Origin of the sequence: Janibacter sp. HTCC2649 (assembly GCF_000152705.1) — a bacterium.
In the GTDB taxonomy this organism is placed as follows: Bacteria; Actinomycetota; Actinomycetes; order Actinomycetales; family Dermatophilaceae; genus Knoellia.
The window spans coordinates 513,772-535,013 of record NZ_CH672413.1; the positions used below are offsets into that span (position 1 = coordinate 513,772).

General features: G+C 69.0%; 20 protein-coding genes and 1 tRNA gene. 16 read left to right on the top strand and 5 right to left on the bottom strand.

The genetic code is table 11. The features are described 5' to 3' along the window. The first annotated feature begins 37 nt into the window (after positions 1–37). Genes ald through JNB_RS02510 form a run of 10 tightly spaced genes read left to right on the top strand, consistent with a single transcriptional unit; the run spans position 38 to position 9,134 of the window. A complete protein-coding gene (gene ald / locus JNB_RS02465) occupies positions 38–1,153 on the top strand; it encodes an alanine dehydrogenase (RefSeq protein WP_009774816.1) in 1,116 nt (371 codons plus the stop codon). 17 nt (positions 1,154–1,170) lie between these two features. Next, positions 1,171–2,070 (top strand): site-specific tyrosine recombinase XerD, encoded by a 900-nt coding sequence (gene xerD, locus JNB_RS02470; RefSeq protein ID WP_009774817.1) that lies wholly within the window; start codon positions 1,171–1,173, stop codon positions 2,068–2,070. A 57-nt stretch (positions 2,071–2,127) separates the two neighbouring features. After that, complete coding sequence (locus JNB_RS02475) at positions 2,128–3,090, top strand: ParA family protein (RefSeq protein ID WP_009774818.1); 963 nt, start codon at positions 2,128–2,130, stop codon at positions 3,088–3,090. Positions 3,091–3,094: 4 nt separating this feature from the next. Then, complete coding sequence (locus tag JNB_RS02480) at positions 3,095–4,024, top strand: ScpA family protein (RefSeq protein ID WP_083784346.1); 930 nt, start codon at positions 3,095–3,097, stop codon at positions 4,022–4,024. Continuing rightward, on the top strand, positions 4,017–4,721 hold the full coding sequence (scpB, locus tag JNB_RS02485; RefSeq protein ID WP_009774820.1) for an SMC-Scp complex subunit ScpB: 705 nt from the start codon (positions 4,017–4,019) through the stop codon (positions 4,719–4,721). The genes JNB_RS02480 and scpB overlap by 8 nt, the downstream gene beginning before the upstream one ends. Next, on the top strand, positions 4,718–5,638 hold the full coding sequence (locus JNB_RS02490; protein ID WP_009774821.1) for a pseudouridine synthase: 921 nt from the start codon (positions 4,718–4,720) through the stop codon (positions 5,636–5,638). Before scpB ends, JNB_RS02490 begins: the two co-directional genes overlap by 4 nt. Positions 5,639–5,670: 32 nt before the next feature. Continuing rightward, positions 5,671–6,738, top strand: coding sequence for a prephenate dehydrogenase (locus JNB_RS02495; protein WP_040884117.1), 1,068 nt, complete (start codon positions 5,671–5,673; stop codon positions 6,736–6,738). Next, positions 6,720–7,727 carry an alpha/beta hydrolase gene (locus JNB_RS02500; RefSeq protein ID WP_009774823.1) on the top strand — a complete coding sequence of 336 codons (1,008 nt, stop codon included), beginning with the start codon at positions 6,720–6,722 and terminating at the stop codon, positions 7,725–7,727. Before JNB_RS02495 ends, JNB_RS02500 begins: the two co-directional genes overlap by 19 nt. Before the next feature lie 10 nt (positions 7,728–7,737). Further along, positions 7,738–8,454, top strand: coding sequence for a (d)CMP kinase (gene cmk / locus JNB_RS02505; protein WP_009774824.1), 717 nt, complete (start codon positions 7,738–7,740; stop codon positions 8,452–8,454). Beyond that, positions 8,451–9,134, top strand: a complete 684-nt coding sequence (locus JNB_RS02510) for a 1-acyl-sn-glycerol-3-phosphate acyltransferase (RefSeq protein ID WP_009774825.1) — start codon at positions 8,451–8,453, stop codon at positions 9,132–9,134. Before cmk ends, JNB_RS02510 begins: the two co-directional genes overlap by 4 nt. 13 nt (positions 9,135–9,147) lie before the next feature. Here the strand turns inward: JNB_RS02510 and JNB_RS02515 are convergent, their stop codons facing one another. Both JNB_RS02515 and JNB_RS02520 read right to left on the bottom strand, forming a co-directional pair. After that, complete coding sequence (locus JNB_RS02515; protein ID WP_009774826.1) at positions 9,148–9,810, bottom strand: polysaccharide deacetylase family protein; 663 nt, start codon at positions 9,808–9,810, stop codon at positions 9,148–9,150. A gap of 71 nt (positions 9,811–9,881) precedes the next feature. Then, the gene (locus JNB_RS02520; RefSeq protein ID WP_009774827.1) at positions 9,882–10,721 is read right to left on the bottom strand and encodes a glycosyltransferase family 2 protein; all 840 of its coding nucleotides are present in this window, start codon (positions 10,719–10,721) and stop codon (positions 9,882–9,884) included. A gap of 227 nt (positions 10,722–10,948) precedes the next feature. On the opposite strand from JNB_RS02520, the gene der reads away from it, so the two are divergent. The 5 genes from der to JNB_RS20230 all read left to right on the top strand — a co-directional run bounded on the left by der (position 10,949) and on the right by JNB_RS20230 (position 17,520). Then, positions 10,949–12,442 (top strand): ribosome biogenesis GTPase Der, encoded by a 1,494-nt coding sequence (gene der / locus JNB_RS02525; protein WP_009774828.1) that lies wholly within the window; start codon positions 10,949–10,951, stop codon positions 12,440–12,442. 95 nt (positions 12,443–12,537) lie between these two features. Continuing rightward, the gene (locus tag JNB_RS02530; RefSeq protein WP_040883519.1) at positions 12,538–12,924 is read left to right on the top strand and encodes a response regulator transcription factor; all 387 of its coding nucleotides are present in this window, start codon (positions 12,538–12,540) and stop codon (positions 12,922–12,924) included. 14 nt (positions 12,925–12,938) lie between these two features. Further along, the gene (locus JNB_RS20225; RefSeq protein WP_237700594.1) at positions 12,939–14,033 is read left to right on the top strand and encodes a HEAT repeat domain-containing protein; all 1,095 of its coding nucleotides are present in this window, start codon (positions 12,939–12,941) and stop codon (positions 14,031–14,033) included. Then, positions 14,030–15,487, top strand: coding sequence for a glycosyltransferase (locus JNB_RS02540; protein ID WP_009774831.1), 1,458 nt, complete (start codon positions 14,030–14,032; stop codon positions 15,485–15,487). Before JNB_RS20225 ends, JNB_RS02540 begins: the two co-directional genes overlap by 4 nt. Beyond that, a complete protein-coding gene (locus tag JNB_RS20230) occupies positions 15,484–17,520 on the top strand; it encodes an ATP-binding protein (RefSeq protein ID WP_009774832.1) in 2,037 nt (678 codons plus the stop codon). Before JNB_RS02540 ends, JNB_RS20230 begins: the two co-directional genes overlap by 4 nt. A 111-nt stretch (positions 17,521–17,631) precedes the next feature. Here the strand turns inward: JNB_RS20230 and JNB_RS02550 are convergent. The 3 genes from JNB_RS02550 to JNB_RS02560 all read right to left on the bottom strand — a co-directional run bounded on the left by JNB_RS02550 (position 17,632) and on the right by JNB_RS02560 (position 20,602). After that, positions 17,632–17,705, bottom strand: a tRNA-Pro gene (locus JNB_RS02550). Between the two features lie 148 nt (positions 17,706–17,853). Continuing rightward, positions 17,854–19,452 carry a phospholipase D family protein gene (locus tag JNB_RS02555; RefSeq protein WP_009774833.1) on the bottom strand — a complete coding sequence of 533 codons (1,599 nt, stop codon included), beginning with the start codon at positions 19,450–19,452 and terminating at the stop codon, positions 17,854–17,856. Between the two features lies 1 nt (position 19,453). Beyond that, positions 19,454–20,602, bottom strand: a complete 1,149-nt coding sequence (locus JNB_RS02560; RefSeq protein ID WP_009774834.1) for a MalY/PatB family protein — start codon at positions 20,600–20,602, stop codon at positions 19,454–19,456. Between the two features lie 36 nt (positions 20,603–20,638). On the opposite strand from JNB_RS02560, the gene JNB_RS02565 reads away from it, so the two are divergent. Further along, the gene (locus JNB_RS02565; protein ID WP_009774835.1) at positions 20,639–21,241 is read left to right on the top strand and encodes a CDP-alcohol phosphatidyltransferase family protein; all 603 of its coding nucleotides are present in this window, start codon (positions 20,639–20,641) and stop codon (positions 21,239–21,241) included. Position 21,242: the final 1 nt, after the last annotated feature.

The following is a 21,242-nucleotide window of genomic DNA, read 5'->3' on the forward strand; positions in this document are numbered from 1 at the left end:
CACACCCACCGCAGCCTTAGGACAAAGGAGTCAGCAGGTGCGCATCGGTATCCCCAGCGAGGTCAAGAACAACGAGTTCCGCGTCGGCATCACGCCGGTCGGTGTGCACGAGCTCGTCAAGAACGGTCACGAGGTGTTCGTCCAGAAGGGCGCTGGCCTCGGATCCACGATCTCCGACGACGAATACGTTTCGCAGGGCGCGCGGATCATCGACACCGCTGACGACGTGTGGGCCGAGGCCGAGATGGTCATGAAGGTCAAGGAGCCCGTTGCCGAGGAGTACCACCGGCTGCGCGAGGACCTCACCCTCTTCACCTACCTCCACCTCGCCGCCGAGGAGCCACTCACGCGAGAGCTCGTCAGGGCGAAGACGACGGCCATCGCCTACGAGACGGTGCGCCTGTCCAACGGTCTGCTGCCGCTGCTCTACCCGATGTCCGAGGTCGCGGGCTGCCTCGCGCCCCAGGTCGGCGCGCACTCCCTCATGAAGGCCCATGGCGGTCGCGGTGTCCTCATGGGCGGCGTCGGCGGCGTCGCCAGCGCCAAGGTCGTCGTCCTCGGCGGGGGAGTGGCTGGCCAGAACGCTGCCAACATCGCCCTCGGCATGGGCGCCGACGTCACGGTCCTCGACACCGACCTCGACAAGCTGCGCATGGTGTTCTGGCGCTGGCAGAACCGCATCAAGCAGCTCGCCAGCTCGACGCTCGCCGTCCAGCAGCAGGTGCTCGAGGCCGACATGGTCATCGGCTCGGTCCTCATCCCGGGAGCCAAGGCGCCCAAGCTCGTCACCAACGACATGGTGGCCGCGATGAAGCCGGGATCTGTTCTCGTCGACATCGCCGTCGACCAGGGTGGCTGCTTCGAGGACACCCGCCCGACGACGCACGCGGACCCGACCTACCAGGTGCACGAGTCGATCTTCTACTGCGTCGCGAACATGCCGGGAGCCGTGCCCAACACGTCGACCTGGGCGCTCACCAACGCCACCCTTCCGTATGCCGTGCGGCTCGCGAACAAGGGTTGGCAGCAGGCCCTGCGCGACGACCACGCCCTCGCGGAGGGCCTCAACACCCACGCCGGTGAGATCGTCTACGGCCCGGTTGCCGCCGCTCACGGACTCGAGCACCGCGACCTCGCCGAGGTGCTCGCCTGACCGCGGTCGACCGCGCGGTGCGGTCCTGGCTGACCCATCTCGACGTCGAGAGGGGTCTGTCGGCCAACACCCTCAAGGCCTACCGGCGCGACCTGGGTCGTTGGACGGCATACCTCTCCGTCGTCGGGATTGACGATCCCGCCAAGGTCACCGAGAGGCACGTCAGTGAGTTCCTGGCGCGCCTGCGCGAGGGTGACGAGGACCATCCGGCCCTGGCCGCCAACTCGGCCGCACGCACCCTCGTCTCGGTGAGAGGGCTCCACAAGTTCCTCGCGCTCGAGGGTGAGGTCGACGCCGACCCCGCCGCCGCGGTCAGCCCACCGCCGCCGCCCTCGCGGCTGCCCAAGGCGATCAGCGTCAGCGAGGTGGAGCGGCTGCTCAACGCGGCCGCGGTCGGCGACACCCCCGCCTCGCTGCGTGACAAGGCCCTGCTCGAGCTGCTCTACGGCACGGGTGCCCGCATCTCCGAGGCCGTGGGGCTCGACATCGACGACGTCGACATGGACGCCGGCATCGTCCGACTCGAGGGCAAGGGTGGCAAGCAGCGCCTCGTGCCCCTGGGGTCGTACGCCAGAACTGCGCTCACGGCATACCTCGTCCGTGGTCGTGGCACCTTCTCGACCAAGGGCAAGGGCACGCCCGCAATCTTCCTCAACCAACGCGGATCCCGGCTCTCGCGCCAGAGCGCGTGGTCGATCCTGCGAGCAGCTGCCGCGCGAGCCGATCTCAGTGGCCACCTGTCGCCGCACACGCTGCGGCACTCGTTCGCGACCCACCTGCTGGAGGGCGGGGCGGACGTGCGCGTCGTCCAGGAACTGCTCGGGCACGCCTCCGTCACGACGACGCAGGTCTACACCCTCGTCACCGTGCAGCAGTTGCGCGAGGTCTACGCACAAAGCCATCCGCGTGCGCGCTGATAAGGTCGTCCCGATCAGCGGGACGCTGACCGCCTGCACGCCAGTTCCGGGAGAGAGATGGATTCGTCGAACATCGAGGCCGTGGTGAACCCTGTGTCTGACACCAACACAGCGGATGAGCCCACCCAGACCGCGAGCCCCAACGGACACCTGCCCGGAACCGAGGACGCTGGCCGTGGCCAGATGGGCCCGACCGGGCGCCCGATGCCCGTCTTCCCCGAGCCGCCGCCGCTGGCCAACCATGGGCCGGCGCGGGTCATCGCCATGTGCAACCAGAAGGGTGGCGTCGGCAAGACGACGACCACCATCAACCTCGGGGCGACGCTCGCTGAGTACGGCCGCAAGGTCCTCCTCGTCGACTTCGACCCGCAGGGGGCCCTGTCCGTCGGACTCGGCATCCCGGCCCACCAGCTCGACGTCACCGTCTACAACCTGCTCACCGAGCGCGGTCACGACGTGCGCGACGTCATCGTCAAGACCAAGGTCGAGAACCTCGACGTCATCCCGGCCAACATCGACCTGTCGGCCGCCGAGGTCCAGCTCGTCGGCGAGGTCGCCCGCGAACAGATCCTCGCCCGGGTGCTGCGCCCGATCCTCGACGACTACGACGTCATCCTCATCGACTGCCAGCCCTCGCTCGGCCTGCTCACGGTCAACGCCCTCACGGCGGCCCACGGTGTGCTCATCCCGCTCGAGTGCGAGTTCTTCGCCATGCGCGGTGTGGCGCTGCTCATCGAGACGATCGAGAAGATCTGCGACCGCCTCAACCCGCGTCTCGAGGTCGACGGCATCCTCGCGACGATGTACGACAGCCGCACCCTCCACTCCAAGGAGGTCGTGGCGAGCGTCGTCGAGCACTTCGACGACCGCGTCTTCCACACGGTCATCAGCCGCACGGTGAAGTTCCCCGACGCGTCGCTGGCTGCCGAGCCCATCACGACCTACGACTCCACCCACAAGGGTGCAGGCGCCTACCGCCAGCTGGCCAGAGAGCTCATCGCCCGTGGCGGAGCAGCCTGACACCATGACCGAGGCCCCCGGCGGAGTCATCACCCGACGGGCAGCCACGACGGCCTTCGAGGTTCACCTCGACGTCTTTTCCGGGCCGTTCGACCTCCTCCTCGGTCTCATCTCCAAGCACAAGCTCGACATCACCGAGATCGCGTTGTCCAAGGTCACCGACGAGTTCATCTCGCACATCAAGGCCGAGCAGGCCAAGGGCGGCGACGTCTGGGACCTGTCGCAGGCCTCGGACTTCCTCCTCGTCGCGGCGACCCTGCTCGACATCAAGGCTGCCCGCCTGCTGCCTCAGACCGGACCCGAGGACGAGGAGGACCTCGCGCTCATCGAAGCGCGGGACCTGCTCTTCGCCCGCCTGCTGCAGTACCGCGCCTTCAAGGACATCGCCCGCACCTTCGACGAGCGGATGACGACGGCGGGTCGGATGACGGCGCGCCAGGCCGGCATCGAGCCGCAGTTCGCCAAGCTCCTGCCCGAGCTGATCATGACGATCACTCCGGAAGCCCTCGCCATGATCGCGGCACAGGCCCTGACCCCCAAGATTCCCGACACGGTCGGCCTCGGACACCTGCACGCGCCCGCGGTCAGCGTGCGCGAGCAGGCGAGCATCATCGGTGAACGACTGCGGCGCGAGGGCGTCTCGTCGTTCCGCAGCCTCGTGCGCGACGCCGACAACACGCTCGTCATCGTGGCCCGGTTCCTGGCCCTGCTCGAGCTCTTCCGGGAGTCGTCCATCTCCTTCGAGCAGGCCGAAGCGCTCGGCGAGCTCACGGTCCGCTGGACCGGGCCGATGGAGGGCGACATCGAGGTGGACGACGAGTTCGACGAGAGCGCGACCGACGAATTGCCACCGGTCCAGGGCGCCCTGCCGGAGCTGGCGACGCCCGAGGACGCAGCGCAGACCACCGATCAGCGAGAGGCTGACCATGAGTGACACACCCGTGACCGAGATCGTCGATGGTGTCGACGCCGACAGCGTCGACGCAGACATCGTCGAGACCGACGCCGTCGAAGCCGCCGACGAGGGCATCCTCGAGGAGGCCCCCCAGGATCAGCTGGCGTTCGACGTCAACGACTTCCCCGGCGGCCTCAAGAGCGCCATCGAGGCCGTCCTCATGGTCGTCGACGAACCGGTCACCGAGCTCGACATCGCGTCGGCCCTCGAGATCCCCGTGCCCGACGTCGAGTCGGCCCTCACCGAACTCGAAGCGGAGTATGCCGCGCAGCTGCGCGGTTTCACCCTGCGCCAGGTGGGTGGCGGCTGGCGAATCTACAGCCGGTCCGACTACGCGGCCGTCGTCAGCAAGTTCATTCTTGCCGGACAGCAGGCCAGGCTGACCCAGGCCTCGCTCGAAACCCTCGCCGTCATCGCCTACCGCCAACCTGTGTCACGCTCACGCGTATCAGCGGTGCGCGGCGTCAACGTCGACGGCGTCATCCGCACCCTTCTCACGCGAGGTCTGATCGAGGAGGTGGGCACCGACGAGGAGTCGACCGCCACCTTCTACGGAACGACCTCCTACTTCCTCGAGCGCCTCGGACTGCAGACGCTCGATGACCTACCTGCCCTAGCCCCTTACCTTCCGGAGGTCGACGTGCTCGACGAGATCGCAGAAAGCGGCCGGGCATGACCCCGCCGCAAAGCCGACGCGGCGGACCCGCGAAAAAGCCTGGCAGTGGTGGCCGTGGCCCCGCCTCTGGTGGTCGCCCCGGTGCTGGTGGCAACGCTGGTGCCGGACGTCCCCGTGGGGTCGGCACGACGAAGAAGAGCCAGCCGACGAACCTGCCCGAGCGACCCAAGGTCCCCAAGATCGACGTCCACGACCCGGACGGCATCCGCCTGCAGAAGCTCCTCGCCTCGGCAGGAGTGGGTTCGCGTCGCGTCTGCGAGAACATGATCACGGAGGGACGCGTCGAGGTCGACGGGCAGATCGTCACCGAGCTCGGGGTGCGCATCAACTCCGAGCAGGTCGTCCACGTCGACGGCGTGCGCGTGACCCTGGACGAGACCCGGGTCTACCTCGCGTTCAACAAGCCGCTCAACGTCGTGACGTCGATGAACGACGACCTCGGTCGCATCGACATCGGTGACTACTTCGGTGACCGCAAGGAACGCCTCTTCCACGTGGGCCGTCTCGACTCCGACACCGAGGGTCTGCTGCTCCTCACCAACGACGGCGACCTGGCTCACCGTCTGCAGCACCCGAAGTACGGCGTCCTCAAGACCTACCTCGCCCAGATCCGCGGGCCCGTCCCGCGCGACCTCGGCAAGAAGCTGCGCGAGGGCATCGAGCTCGAGGACGGCCCCGTCAAGGTCGACTCGTTCCGCGTCGTCGACAGCCAGCCGGGCAAGGCGATCGTCGAGGTGATCCTGCACGAGGGTCGCAAGCACATCGTGCGTCGCATGCTCGCCGAGGCCGGACACCCCGTCCTCTCGCTCGTGCGCACGCAGATCGGACCGATCCGCCTCGGCGACACCAAGCCGGGCAAGTTCCGTCGCCTCACCAAGGGTGAGGTCGGAGACCTGCACACCGCGGCGGGGATGTGACGCGGGCGCAGACCGGCCACGACCCTGCACGGGTGCACATCATCGGCACCGGGCTCATCGGGACCAGTCTCGGACTCGCGCTGTCGTCGGCCGGTCGCGCCGTGACGCTCGAGGACATCTCGAGCACCAACGCCGCACTGGCCCGTGACCTCGGTGCGGGGGAGGCGTCCACGGACGTCGACCCCGACCTCGTCGTCGTCGCCACCCCGCCGGACGTGACGGCGTCGTGCGTGGCCGCAGCCCTCGAGCGCTGGCCACGCGCGTTCGTCACCGACGTGGCCTCGGTCAAGGGAGTCGTGATCGACGGATTGCGTTCTCGCGGGGCCGATCTCGCGCGCTTCTGCGGCTCGCACCCCATGGCGGGTCGCGAGCGCAGCGGCGCCGTCGCCGGTCGTCAGGACCTGTTCCATGGCCGCGCCTGGGTGCTCACTCCCACCGAGGAGACGCAGGATGCGGCCCGTCAGGTGGTCGCCGACGTCGCCCGGTCCGTCGGTGCCGAAGTGCTCACCCTCGAGCCGGCCGAGCACGACGCTGCGGTCGCCTCGGTGTCACACGTGCCCCAACTCATGGCGAGCCTGGTCGCTGCTCGCCTCGAGCACCTGGCCGAGTCGTCGGTTGCCCTCTCCGGACAGGGGATTCGTGACGTGACCCGGATCGCCGCCAGCGATCCACACCTCTGGACCCAGATCCTCTCCGGCAACGCGAGCGCTGTCCGTGACGTCCTCGGCTCGCTCGCCACCGACCTCGACGGAGTCATCGCCGCCCTCGACGCGCTGGGCTCCGACGACGACGCACCCGGCGCCCGCGGCACCCTGGCCAAGGCCATCGCCGCAGGCAACGCCGGCCACGCACGGATCCCCGGCAAGCACGGAGCGGCGCCCACGGCATACACGACTGTTCGGGTACTCATCCCGGACGAGCCCGGACAGCTCGGGCGCCTCTTCGCCGACGTCGGCGCGACCGGGACCAACATCGAGGAGTTCCACCTCGACCACGGTCTCGGGCAGGCCTTCGGGCTAGCCGAGATCGACGTCGTCCCCGGCGCAGCCGCAGCTCTCGCCGACGGCCTTGAGGAGCGCGGGTGGCGGCTCCACGGCTGAGGACTGCCGCGGCCTACGGACTGCGTGGGGCCGGCATCGTCTGGGGGCTGCATCGTGAGGCCCAGATCCGCAGGGTTCCGCGCGAGCTGCGCAGCCTCAACCTGCGTCGGCCACTGCCGATGTGGCACGCGTCCCTGGCGCCCGTCATCCGTCACCTCACGGATGTCCCCACCCCGGTCGTGGACGGTGTCGAGGTGCGCGAGGTCATGGCCGGCTCGGTGCGCGTCCTCGTCTACGAACCCGTGGGGCGGCAACGACCCAGCGGTGCTGTCGTGTGGATGCACGGCGGCGGTCTCATGCTCGGTCGAGCCGAGAACGCCCATGAACGGTGCTCGACCCTCGCCCGCGACCTGGGCGTCCTGGCCGTGAGCGTCGACTATCGCGTCGCTCCCGAGGCTGCGTTCCCCGCCGCCATCGACGACTGCATGACGGTCCTGCGCTGGGTGCACGAGCAGGCAGCAGAACTCGGCGTCGACCCGGACCGCATCGCCGTGGGGGGAGACAGTGCCGGCGGTGGGCTGGCGGCCTGCCTGGCCCAACGGGCATTCGACGCGGGGCTTCCCGTCGCTCTGCAGGTGCTCTTCTATCCCATGCTGGACGACCGCACCGGGCTCGGCCGCGACCGGCGCGGCATCCGCGGCCCGCTCACGTGGACGCCGACCTCGAACCGCTCCGGGTGGTCGGCCTACCTCGGACATGCCGCGGGTGAAGACGAACAGCGGGCGTATGCCGTGGCCGCCCGTCGCGCGGACCTCTCCGGTCTCGCTCCGGCCTGGATCGGTGTGGGCGAGTTCGACCTCTTCCACGACGAGGACGTCGAGTACGCCCGGCGGCTCCGGGAGGGCGGCGTGGAGTGCGAGCTCGTCACCGTGCCGGGCATGTATCACGGCGCCGACTCGGTGCAGCCGTCACCGCCGAGCATGGTGGCCTTCCTGGGTTCGGCGTCCGCGGCTCTGGCCCGGGCGATCGGGTCACCCGTCAGCGCCTAGGCTGACCGCCATGTCGCGCGACCAGACCCCCCTCACCATCGCCATCGACGGACCCTCGGGCTCGGGCAAGTCGAGCGTCTCCAAGGCCGTGGCCGGGCGGCTCGGCGTCGGCTACCTCGACACCGGCGCGATGTATCGCGCCCTCACCTGGTGGTGCCTCGACCAGGGTGTCGCGCTCACCGATGAAGCGGCCGTCGTGGTGGCCGCCGAGGCCATCCCGCTCGAGCTGTCGACCGATCCCGAGGACCAGCGGGTCGTCGTCAACGGCACGGACATCACCGCCGACATTCGCACGACGGCCATCAGCGCCGAGGTCTCCAAGGTCGCCACCAACACCGGAGTCCGTCCGATCCTGCAGCAGGCCCAGCGCGACCGGATGGTCGCCATCGCCGACGCCACCGGGGGAGTCGTCGCGGAAGGCCGCGACATCACGACCGTCGTCGCGCCCGAGGCACTGGTCCGCATCCTGCTCACCGCGAGCGAGGACGCGCGCCTGCGCCGTCGTTCTGCCGAGGTGCACGGCTCCGCCGACGAGGAAGCCATCGCCGCGACCCGTGACCAGGTGCTGCGGCGCGACCGCGACGACTCCGCGGTCTCACAGTTCACGGTCGCGGCTGACGGCGTGGTCACGGTGGACACGTCCGACCTGGACTTCGACGAGAGCGTCGAGGCCGTCCTCGCCGTCGTGGCTTCGATTGCGGGGCACGCCCAACCAGATGCGCCGTGACCGGGGCGCCACCACCTGAGTGGCGGGCGACTCTGGGTCGTCACGTCGGCGGTGCGCTGGTGCGTTTCCTGTATGCCGCCGGGGCCCACGGCACTGAGAACGTTCCCGTCTCGGGGCCGGTCATCCTCGCGGCCAACCACACCGGCTACCTCGACGGGGCCGTCGTCTTCGGGCTGGCTCCGCGGCCGGCGCACTTCCTTGTGCTCGCCTCGACGTTCGAGCTCGGGATCGGACCGTTGCTGCACCTCAGCGGCCAGATCCCGCTCGAGCAGGGCACGGGCGACCGTCGCGCGCTGGCGTCGGCGCTGGGGGTGCTGCAGCGTGGGGGAGTCGTGGGCATCTTCCCCGAGGGTGGCCGAGGCCGAGGTGACCTCGAGAAGGCCGAGAAGGGCGTGGCCTGGCTCGCGCTCCAGGGTTCGGCTCCCGTCGTGCCCGTCGCCTGCCTCGGGACCCGGGCCACCGGGGACCTCGCGGCGTCCTGGCCGAGGCTGCGCAGCAGACTCGTGGTCGACTTCGGTGAGCCGGTGTCGGTGACACAGGCGCACGGCATACCCGGCCGGGTTCGTCTGGAGCGGGCAGCGGAGGAGATCCGCGCGGCCTTGGCCGAACACGTCGCAGCCGCGAGTAACCGCCACAGGATCGAGCTGCCCACGGACGTGCCACCGGACCTCTGGGACTGACCCGCGTCGGGTGTCAGGCCCTCGGCGCGCCTGCCGGGATGCCGAGAAGTTCGTCCACCGTGGCGAAGTCGTAGCCGTCCGCCCGCAACGCGTCGATGACGACCCGGACCGCCTCGACGGTGCGACCGCGGAAGCCGCCCCTGCCGTCGAACCCGTCGTGGAAGATGAGGATCTGGCCCGGCGAGGACCTGGCCACCGCGGTTCGGGCAATCCGCGCGGCCGCGGGCTGCATCACCTCCAGGGGGTGACAGAACTGCCCCGAGACCGCCCTGAGCCCGTGCCGGTCGAGCACGGGGAACAGGCCCGGGGTCCGCAGCAGCCACGGCGGTCGATAGAGGCTCGGGGCGGCACCGGTGATGTCGCCCAGGATCTGTTGGGTCTGCGTGATCTCGTCAGCGATGGCCGAGGTCCGCAGACAGGTGCTGAAGGTGTGGGTCAGGCTGTGGTTGCCGATGACGTGACCGTCCGCGACGAGCCTGCGAGTGACATCCGGGGCGCGTGCGGCGGCCATGCCCACCTGGAAGAACGTCGCCCGAACGTCGCGCTCGGCCAGCACATCGGCCAAGGCCGACGTGAAGGGTTCGTTCGGACCATCGTCGAACGTCAGCGCCACTCGTCGGTCCTGCGGGGCTGCACGGTGGGGAAAGGGGCCGAGGAACTGTGACGTCGGGGACATCAGGGCCCGGTATGTCGCGCCCGCGACCGTTGCGCTTCCGGCCGCGGCCAAAGCTGCGCTGCGGGCGTACCTCACGCGGCTGGCTTCCCGACGTCCCGATGGTGGCGCGCTGGGAGGAGCGTGGCAGCGGGCACGCGGACCTCGGCGCCGTGAGGTGTCGTCACGACCTCGCCATCGGCGGTGTCCCTGAACGCCGGTGCCATCCCGAGCACCTGGCGGCGGAAGACGCGATTGAGGACGTAACCCCCGATGTAGTAGTAACCAGCCGTGACGACGAGGTTGTAGCCGAGGCCGGCTCGCAGGCGACGAGACGATGTGAGGGTCCTGTTGTCGGGGTCCCACGCCATCGGCCCCTCGGAGCGCAGACGCCGAAGGAGATCGAGCTCGTCACCGCCCTGGGTCAACGTGGTGTCGTAGCCGTGCCACTTCACCTTGCGGAAGGCGATGTTGGTCGCCGAGGCGTAGACGATATTGCCGGTGATCCGAAAGAGCAGCCCGACGCTGCGAAAGAGCAGGCGCTCATAGGCTCGCCCCCACCACGGCGCGTCGACCCAGTGACAGGGCCCGGCCACGGCGACAAGGGCGGGATCGCTGCGCAGGCGCGCGTCGATCCGGCTCAGCCAGGCGCGGTCGAACACGGTGTCGGCATCAGTGGAGACGACCACGTCACCGACTGCCGCGTCGGCACCAGCCTGTCGCGCCGCACAGACGCCCTGTTCGCCCTCGAAGACGACTCTCGCGCCGTGCGCGCGTGCGACCTCTGCCGTCGAGTCGGTGCTGTTGTTGTCCACGACGACCACCTCGACCGACCCGCTGTAGTCCTGGGAGGCGATCGAGTCCAGGCACGCGCCCAGACACGCCTCCTCATTCCAGGCGGGAACGACCACGCTGAACCGGGTGAGTGGGCCCATGAAGGAACTCCAGGTGCTCGGTGTTCAATTTCCGGATGGCTTGACCGGAGGTTTGGCCAACGTAGATCGGGTGTGCTGAAGGGTTCCTGAGCGCGCATCGGGGGCGGGTGCTGCCGTGTCCGCGTCACCTCTGCGGTAGCGCTCGGTGAGCCGATCACGGACACCGGACCGGACGGCATACCCCATCGGAAGCCTCCGGGACCGAGCATCCGGTGATCTGAGGGAGAATGGACCCCATGAACACCCCCGAGACTGACGAGACCGTGACCGACGACGGGTCGCTGGACGAGTCCGTCACGCATGCCCTGCGTGCTGGCCTGGAAGACTTCGACCTGAGCGACGAGGACCTCGCGCTCGTCGACCGTGGCGATGCGGACATCGACGACAACCCCTTCGAGGGTGCTGTCCCGGTCGTCGCCGTCGTCGGCCGCCCCAACGTGGGCAAGTCGACCCTGGTCAACCGCATCATCGGACGCCGCGAGGCCGTCGTCGAGGACGTGCCGGGTGTGACCCGTGACCGCGTGGCCTACGACGCCGAGTGGACCGGAACCAACTTCACCCTCGTCGACACGGGCGGCTGGTCGGTCGACGCCAAGGGCATTCACCTGCGTGTGGCCGAGCAGGCCGAGATCGCCGTCGAGCTCGCCGACGCCGTCCTCTTCGTCGTCGACGCCGTTGTGGGCGCGACCGACGATGACCAGAACGTCGTCAAGCTGCTCCGCCGCTCGGGCAAGCCCGTCATCCTCGTGGCCAACAAGGTCGATGACCAGCGCACCGAAGCCGATGCTGCCGCCCTGTGGAACCTGGGGCTCGGACAGCCGTGGCCGGTGTCCGCCCTGCACGGTCGCGGCAGCGGTGACGTCCTCGACGCCATCCTCGCCGTCCTGCCGGACAAGTCCGCCGTGAGCGCCTACCAGCGTGGTGGCCCCCGTCGCGTGGCCCTGCTCGGTCGCCCCAACGTGGGCAAGTCGTCGATGCTCAACAAGCTCGCCGGCTCCGAGCGCGTCGTCGTCGATGACGTCGCCGGCACCACCCGCGACCCGGTCGACGAGTTCATCGAGCTCGGCGGCAAGACCTGGCGCTTCGTCGACACCGCGGGCATCCGCCGCCGTGTCCACCAGACCCGCGGCGCCGACTTCTACGCCTCGCTGCGCACGCAGACCGCCCTCGAGAAGGCCGAGGTCGCCGTCGTTCTCGTCGACGCCTCCGAGGCGATCACCGAGCAGGACGTCCGCGTCATCCAGCAGGTCGTCGACTCCGGTCGCGCGCTCGTCATTGCCTACAACAAGTGGGACCTGACCGACGAGGAGCGTCGCCATTACCTCGCTCGTGAGATCGAGCGCGACCTCGTGCAGATCCCGTGGGCCCCTCACGTCAACGTGTCGGCCGCGACCGGTCGCCACATGGACCGCCTCGTGCCCGCCCTCGAGACCTCGCTGGAGTCGTGGGACTACCGCGTCCCCACGGGTCGTCTCAACGCGTTCCTCGGCGAGATCGTCGCCGGCCACCCGCACCCCGTGCGCGGCGGCAAGCAGCCCCGCATCCTCTTCGCGACGCAGGCCTCGACGCGCCCGCCGCGGTTCGTGCTCTTCGCGTCCGGCTTCATCGAGGCCGGCTACCGGCGCTTCGTCGAGCGTCGCCTGCGTGAGGAGTTCGGCTTCGAGGGCACGCCGATCGAGGTCTCGGTCCGCGTGCGCGAGAAGCGCTCTCGCCGCTCCTGACGCACCGAACCCTTCCGGCTTCCTTCTCGGTTTCGGCGTTGTCGAGCGATAACTAGTCAGTGGCTATACGCTGATGACCCATAGAGAGGGGGGTCATGCAGCAATCGACAGTGGTGAACGTGGTCGTGGCCGACGACGATGCCGACATCCGGGACCTGGTGGAACTCAAGCTGAGCCAGTCGGGCTACGCCGTCCGCTCTTGCTCCAACGGCGTGGACGCACTCGCAGAGATCCGTCGGGACCCTCCGGCCCTGGCCGTGCTCGACGTGATGATGCCCGGGCTCTCGGGCATTGACGTCCTTCGCGAGATTCGCGCCGACGACGCCCTGGGGGGCGTGCGTGTCGTCCTGCTGACCGCGCGTTCTCGCGACACCGATGTGGACATGGGCTTCTCGACCGGGGCCGATGACTACCTCATCAAGCCCTTCAGCCCCCGCGAGCTCGTGCACCGCATTGCGGGGCTCATCGCCCGACCCCGGTGATCGATCAGCAGCCAGTGACCCAAGGAGTGCTGGACGAGGTCCTCGTGGCCGTCCTCGCCCTCATCGGCCTTCTTGCCCTGGTCGTCGTCGTGAGTCGTATCAGGATTCGCCGCAACGCGGTGCGGACTCTCGAACGCCTTGCTCCCCTCCGTCCCGACCTGCTTGCCGTCGCGGCGGGGGAGGACGAGCAAGGCGACGCGCGCAGACGTCTGGCCGGCGACAGATCCGCAGGTCCGGCTCTCGACCGAGCTGTCGTCGACCTCTTGACCAAGGTCCGTGGCGCGCCCGCTGACGCCCTGGTGACCGTGCTGCGTGAACGCAACGGAGTGGCCAGGGCACTTGACTCACTGGAGGCGAGGTCCAGCGTGCGACGAGCACGCGCCACCCGAACACTCGGGCTGCTGCGTGATCCCGCGCAGGTCACCGACCTCGTCCGCATGCTCGACGACCGCTCCGGCGAGGTCCGCATCGTGGCTGCCCGAGCAGTGGGCGCCCTGGGACCTCGAGCAGGGGCGTCCGCGGCCAGTGCGGTCCTGAGAGCAGTGCGCAGTCGTCGCTCGGCTCCGGGAGTGCCCGCAACCGTCGCCATGGGGACCCTCACGCAGCTCGGCGTCGAGGCAGAGGCGGCGGTCGCGGTCGGGCTCGAGGACGCTGACCCCGGCGTCCGCAACGTCGCTGCAGCGGTCGCTGGCCACAGCCTGTTCCTGAGCTGCGCGCCCAGACTTGCCATCCTCGCGGCCACCGACCCCGACCGCACGGTGCGCGTCAGCGCCACGGAGGCTCTTGGAACGGTGGGCCGTCCCGGTGATGTGCGGGCGATCGCACGCTTGCTCGCGCCGGACGAGCCTGCGTCCGTGCGTGGTGCCGCTGCTCGAGCTCTCGGTGAGATGGGCGGGATCCACGCCGTCGAGGCCCTCCTCGAGGTTCTGGCCGACGATGACCGCTTCCTCGCGGTCACGGCGGCGAACGCCCTGGCCCAGTCCGGCGATGGACGTGGTGCGCTGGTCCTCGCCGCTGCCGATCCCGACACTCCAGAGTCCGCGAGATCGGCCGTGACAGGAGTCCTTCAGGTGTTGGAGCTGCGTGACGCGACGCGAGGAGCGGGATGAGCCCTGACGAGATCGTCTCCGGGCTTCGCGACGTCGTCATCACCATGTTGGCCCTTGCGCAGTGGCCCGTCCTGGTCTACTTCGTGCTGATCAACACGTCATATCTCATCTTCGTCACCCTGGCGGCCTGGGACTTCGTCCATCACCTGCGCCGGGTCGAACAGACCGGTCGGCAGGAGCGGGTCGCCAGCGAGTTCGTCCCGTCCGTCACCGTCGTCGTCCCGATGTACAACGAGGCCGCCGGGATCGTGCAGTCGATTCAGTCCCTGCTCTCGCTGCGCTACCCCCAACACGACGTCGTGGGGGTCGATGACGGAAGCACGGACGAGACGTTCGCCGTTCTCGAGGCGGCCTTCGACCTGGTCGAGGTCCACCGCGAGATCCCGCGAGACGTCGAGGTGCGTGCCGAGGTGCTGTCGGTCCACGTGCCCCGCAACGGGCGCACACCGCTGACGATCATTCGCAAGACCAACTCGGGTCGGTCCGACGCCGTCAACCTCGGGATCAATGCCGCCCCGGGTGAGCTGGTCGTCTTCGTGGACGCGGACTCCATCCTGGATCCGGACGCCCTGATGACGGTCACGGTCCCCTTCGCCGACGACCCGACACGGATGGTGGCCACCGGCGGCGTCATCCGCGCCGCCAACGGCAGCCGGGTGGTGGCAGGGCGACTGGTCGAACCCCGGATGCCGACCCAGCTGCTGCCTCGCATCCAGGTGGTCGAGTACCTCCGCGCCTTCCTCATCGGACGGGCGGGGTGGTCTCGCCTGGGCGCACTCGTGCTCATCTCCGGGGCCTTCGGAGTCTTCCGGCGAGACGTGCTCGTGGAGGTCGGGGGGCTCGACACCGACAGCATCGGCGAGGACTTCGAGGTCCTCATGAGGGTGCACCAGCACCTGAGGAGGGAGGGGCGCGACTACCGGGTGAAGTTTGTCGGGGAGCCGGTCTGTTGGACCGAGGTCCCGTCCACGATGGCAGTGCTCCAGAAGCAGCGGGCCCGTTGGCACCGCGGACTCTGGGAGACCCTGTGGAAGTACAAGCACATGATGCTCAACCCTCGCTACGGGCGCGTGGGGATGCTGGCCGTGCCGTACTACTGGCTCTTCGAGCTCATCGCCCCCTTGCTCGAGTTCGTCGGTCTCGTGCTCGTCATCCTCGGACTGGCCCTTGACGTCATCAACGTTCCGTTCGCGATCCTGTTCATGTTGGTCGCCTATGGCTACGCCATCCTCGTCACCCTCGCGGCGATGACCCTGGAGGAGCTGACGTTCCACAAGTACGCACGCTGGCGAGATCTCGGCGTCATGTTGGTGGCCGCCGTCGCTGAGAACCTCGGCTACCGCCAGCTCACGGCCTGGTGGAGATTGCAGGGGTGGTGGGCCAGTCTGCGGGGACGCGAGCAGGTCTGGGGCACGATGACGCGGGTGGGCCTCGGCGAGAAGAGCAAGTCATGACGCTGACCCGGGACCTCACCGTCACTGAGAGCCTTCGCCGACTCGTCTTCTTCCTCGTCGGACTCATGGTGGTCGCGCTGCTCGCAGGGACGGTGGCCGTCGTCGGTGCCTCCCAGCAGGTCGACCGGCTCGTCACCCTCCTCGGACCGGCCAACGACGCGAACACCTCCCTCTTGCAGACGCTGACTGACGCCGAAACCGGCCTCCGCGCCTACGACGCGACCTCGAACACCACGCTTTTGGAGCCCTTCAACGGGGCCCAGAAACGTGCGGCGGCACAGCAGGAGGCGCTGCGCACCGCGTTGGGAACCGACCTTCCTCAATGGTCCGGGCGACTCAAGGCCCAGGACGACGCGATCGCCGCCTGGTGGGCCTACGCCAACCAGGCGCGCGCGCGACTGGCGGTCGAAGGCAACCTCGACCTCCTCACCGGCAAGCAGTTGTTCGACGATGTGCGCCGGACCAACGGGCAGGTCGGCAAGGACCTCCAGGCCCAGCGCGTCGAGGCACGTGCGGCCTCGACCGACGAGCTCCGCACCGCCCTGCTCCTGCTCGTCGGCGGGACCCTGCTTGCCTCTGTGCTGGCCCTGTGGGCCGGCTGGCGGATCGCTCGGTCGCTGAGCGCGTCCATCGAGGCTTTGCGACACGTCGTCCACCTGCAGCGGCTCGGAGACCGCGACGTTCGCGCCGACGAGCACGAGGGTCCGCTCGACGTCCGCGGACTCGCCGCCGACTTCAACCACCTCACCGAGACCACACGCATGCTGGAGGAAGACCAGCGTGAAGCCCTCCGTATGGGCGAGGTCACCCTTGGTCTTGCGACCCGGCTGCGCGGTCGAGTGGCGGCTCATGAGGCTCTCGCGCTCACGGCCAGCACATTGGGTGAGGCGACCGGCACGACGGCGGCGATCTTCACGACTCCGATCTCCGACCATGACGGCACCACCTGGCGCCTGGCTGCGTCCTGGCCCGAGGATGCCCTGGACGAGTCCAAGGTGGTCCTGCAGCCACCCGTGTCCCGAGAGAGCATCGCCAAGGGCCTGTGGCTGTCCGGGAGACTGCTCGAGTCCGCCGACGTGGCGAACGACGAGCTGCGTCACCAGCCCCTCATCCGCAGCCTGGCCGACCAACTGCCGATCGGCGCCCTGCTCGGAACCCCGTTCGGTGTGGGTGACGGGGTCATCGGCGCCATGATGCTCATCGCACCGGAGCCTCGCACGTGGACGACGCACGAGCGCACTGCTCTCCAGCAGGTCACGGCCCACACGGCGCGTGCCTTCCTTGCCGAGGAGCGGCAGGCCCAGCAGGTCGAGCACGTGGCTCGGCTGGAGGCGCTGGACCGGCAGAAGGACGAGTTCGTCGGCACCGTCAGCCACGAGCTGCGCACACCGTTGACCTCGATCGCCGGCTACCTGGAGATGCTCGCCGACGGTGACCTCGGCGAACTCTCGCCCGCCCAGCTGAAGGCCATGGCGGTCATCGAACGCAACACCTTCCGACTGCGAGGGCTCATCGAGGATGTCCTCGTCCTCAACCGCATCGAGACTCGGGGTCTGGATCCGAGCTTCGTCCCGGTGGACCTCGCCCAGCTCGTGCGCGACGTGGTGCAGGACCTGCAGCCCCAGGCGCGGGACAACGAGGTGACCCTCGATGTGTCCGACCTGCCCCAGACCTGCGTTGTCGAGGGGGACGCCCTCCAGCTGGGGCGAGCCCTCACGAACGTGGTCGGCAACGCCGTGAAGTTCTCGAAGTCTGGTGGGCTCGTCGTCGTGTCGGTCGTCGTGGAGCTCGACGCCGTCCGGATCCGGTGTCGCGACAGCGGAATCGGCATCCCCGCGGCGGACATGGAGCAGATGTTCTCGCGCTTCTTTCGCGCCAGCAACGCCACGTCAGGTGCGATCCCGGGCACTGGCCTCGGCCTGGCCATCGTCAAGGCCATCATCGAGGCTCACCACGGCGAGCTCGAGCTCCACTCGGTTGAAGGCGAGGGAACGACGGTCTCCCTCACGTTGCCGCTCAGCACCCGCACCTGACCACCCCGGTGAGGGCCGGACCAGATCGGTGGGCCGGAGAGGCAGGGGCTGGCAAGCGGAGAGGGTGCCTCCGGTTTCCCGGGGACACCCTCTGACCTGCATTTTCTTCGGTCGGGCTGACAGGATTTGAACCTGCGACCCCTTGACCCCCAGTCAAGTGCGCTACCAAGCTGCGCCACAGCCCGTGGCTTGCTCACACGTTGCCGGGCGAGCGAACGAAACCATATCCCATGGGTGTAGTCCCGACCGAATCGGTTCCGTGCTGGCGGCCGCCGTGCTCCGGTCCTCACCAACGTGGCTCATTTCCCACCTCTGTGGGGACCGGGATGTGGGTCAGAAGGATCCACCCTTGCGGAGCTTGCGAGGACGCCCGTCCGGGTCGCCGAGCAGCCGCTGCGGGACCTCGAGGGCGCGCTTGGTCCACCGCCCGATCTCGGGCGCCGTGAGCCCCCGCAACCGTCCGGCGGGGCGCGTCCCAGCCTTCCCGCCGTCGTGCCAGGCCTGCAGGTCGGCGGCCGAAGCGGCATACGCCTCGAAGAGGCCACGCCCCGACACGCAGTCGGTCATCGCCTCGTCGTGCGCGGCGCCTGACAGCGGACGGTCGAGGTGCTCGGCAGCCAGCCGCAGGCGCAGTGAACGCGCATAGGGAGAGTGGTCGACCCCGGCTTCGTCGATGACCAGCGCGGCCAGCTCGGAATCGTGCGTCCACGAGCGTCGGTTGATGTTGTCCGAGCCGATCGTGGCGTACCAGTCGTCGACGACGATGACCTTGGCGTGGACATAGACCGGCCAGCCGGAGTGGTTCTCGATCCCGTATGCCGCGAAACGTCCCGGCGCTGCGGCCGCGAGTTGGCGCATGGCCTCGAGGCGTCCCTCGAGCTGCATCTGGGCCCCGATGCCCTCAAGGTCGGGTCGATGGGGGAGCACCGCCACCAGGTGGAGGTCGGGGTTGGCCGACAGCGCGTCGACGAACGCCGCCGTGATGCTCGAGGACCAGAGGTACTGGTCCTCGACATAGATGAAGTTCCGTGCCTGGGCGATGGCCTTGAGGTGGGCTCGGGCGATCGACCGCTCACCGGCCGGCGCGAACGGATAGGCCCGACCCCTGTGCAGGTGTGGATAGGTGCGGAGGAGCTGCACGACATGGGTGCCGCCCTCGATCGCAGGCGGTGGGGAGGCCTGTGGCGGAAGGGGAGTCGCCTCGTCCTTCACCTTGCTGAACTGGTCGCGGATGCGTGAGTGCATCGCTGGGGAGAGCGGGCTCGGGTCCTCCCACCGCTCGCGAAAGACGGTCTCGACGTCGGCGACGGCTGGGCCGGTGATGGCGCAGTGGACGTCGTGCCACCCCGGTCGAGGTCCGAACTCGGGCGCCAGGCCCTGCTGCTGCGGATCGCCGTGATGCGTGGAGTCGTCCCGCCGGGAGTGGGCCACGTCGATGCCACCGACGAACGCCACGTCGCGCGTTGCGTCATCACGGTGCCGGATGACGACGAACTTCTGGTGGTGGGCACCGCCACGGCGCACGCGCATGTCGAGCAGCACCTCCGCGTGCTCGTCGTCCTCGTCGGCTAGCTCCTCGGCCACCTTGCGGTTGTCCTCGGCGGAGAAGTCCATCTGCTCCGTGTGTGAGCGCCAGACGAGAGCGCGCACCTGCACGCGACGGTTCTCGGCGCGGTCGAGGACCTTGATGATCGCGCTGGCGGGGTCGTCCGTGAGCAGCTGGTCGCCGTCGATGCGCCAGCCGGCGTACATGATGACGTCGCCCGCGGTCGTCGCCTCGAGGACTCGGTACAGCTCCGCGAAGTACGTGGCGCCATCCACGAGCGGAGTGACGACGTTGCCCGTCGACCAGGCCGTCTCGCCGGGGTGTGCGTCGTCGATGCGCGTGTGGGCGTTGTCGCGCTCGGTCGAGGTCAGGAGCCAACGGCTCACATCAGGATTCACGCGTTGATCTCACCATGCGCTCGACGGCCTCCGTGACGATCCCCGGAGAAGTCGCGAGGTTGAACCGCACGAACCCGCGCCCCGCGTCGCCGAAGGACAACCCGGGCGAGAGTGCGACCCGGCCCCGCTCCCGCAGGACTGCGGCCGGATCGTCACCCCACCCGAGCGCCCGGCAGTCGAGCCAGGCCAAGTAGGTCGCGGCCGGGGCGGCATACCCGATCTGCGGCAGGTCCTGCGCGAGAAGGCGACCCAGCAGCGCGCGGTTGGCGTCGATCTCCGCAGTGACCCGGGCAAGCCACTCGCGCCCGTCGGTCCACGCCGCCACCGCTGCGATCTGACCGAGGTGGCTGGCGCCGTGAGTGTGGACCTCGTGGAGCGTCAGGTCATCACGGGCCTCGGCACCGGTCACCGTCACGGCCGCCTTGAGGCCAGCGAGGTTCCAGGCCTTCGACGCGGACATGAGACTCACGCCGCGCTCACCGCCGGGCACGGACACGAACGGCGTGAAGGCCCCCTCGTGGACGATCGGGGCGTGGATCTCATCGGCGATCACCACGACCCCGTGTCGGTTGGCGATCTCGGCGAGAGCCTCGAGCTCGGCCGCAGTGTGGACGGTGCCCGTGGGGTTCTGCGGGTTGCACAGCAGGTATGCCGCCCGCTCACCTCCCGCGGTCACCTCACCGAACGTCCGGTCAAGGACCGCGAGGTCCAGGCGGTGTTCCGCGTCCAGGGCAGCGTCCACGACGCGCCGCCCGGTCATGTCGATGAAGTCGAAGAAGGCGTTGTAGACGGGGGGCGAGACCACGACCGGCCCTCCGGGATCGGTGACCAGGCGGACGAGTTCGCTCAGCCCGACCATGACGTCCGTGACGGGAGTGACCCGCGAGGGTTCGATGGTCCACGACCAGGTCTGGGCGGCATACGCAACGGCCGCGTCGACGAAATCGTGACCGAGCGGATAGCCCGTGTCTCCGCGACGCAGCGCTGCGCTCACGGCCTCCACGACGGGTTCGCAAGGTGCAGCGTCCATCTCTGCCACCCACAGCGGAAGGACGTCCGGTGGGTGGTGACCCCACTTCACCCCCGTGCGCTTCGAGCGCCAGCCTGCGGCATCGCCATCGAGGATGCGGGAAGTCATGAACCGACTCTAGACAGGAGCACATAGGCTGCTGCCATGACTGCCGGTGAGAGCGTTCGGGGGACCGACAGCGACCCCGTCGACCGCGTCCTCACGCTGCCCAATGCCCTGTCGGCCCTGCGGCTGGTCGGCGTCCCCGCATTCATCTGGGCGATCGCGACCGAACACGACGCGATCGCGCTCATCCTCCTCGTGCTGTCGGGCATCACCGACTACCTCGACGGCAAGATTGCGCGCCACTACGGCCTGGTGTCGCGCGTCGGCCAGCTGCTCGATCCCATCGCGGATCGCCTCTACATCGTCACGACCCTCGTCGGTCTGGCGTGGCGCGACATCATCCCGTGGTGGCTCGTCATCGTGCTCTTCGCGCGCGAAGCGTTCATGGGTGTCGTCGTGCTCATCGCCAAGCGCCATGGCTGGACGGGTCTGCCGGTCCATTTCATCGGCAAGGCCGCGACCTTCAACCTGCTCTATGCCTTCCCAGCGCTGCTCATGGCCGACGGTGACGGCTGGCTCGCGGCCTTCATGCGGCCCGTGGGCTGGGGCTTTGCGTGGTGGGGCACGGTCCTCTATTGGGTTGCGGGGATCCTGTATGCCGTTCAGCTGCGTCAGCTCATCGCTCGCCGTGGTGCCCCATGAG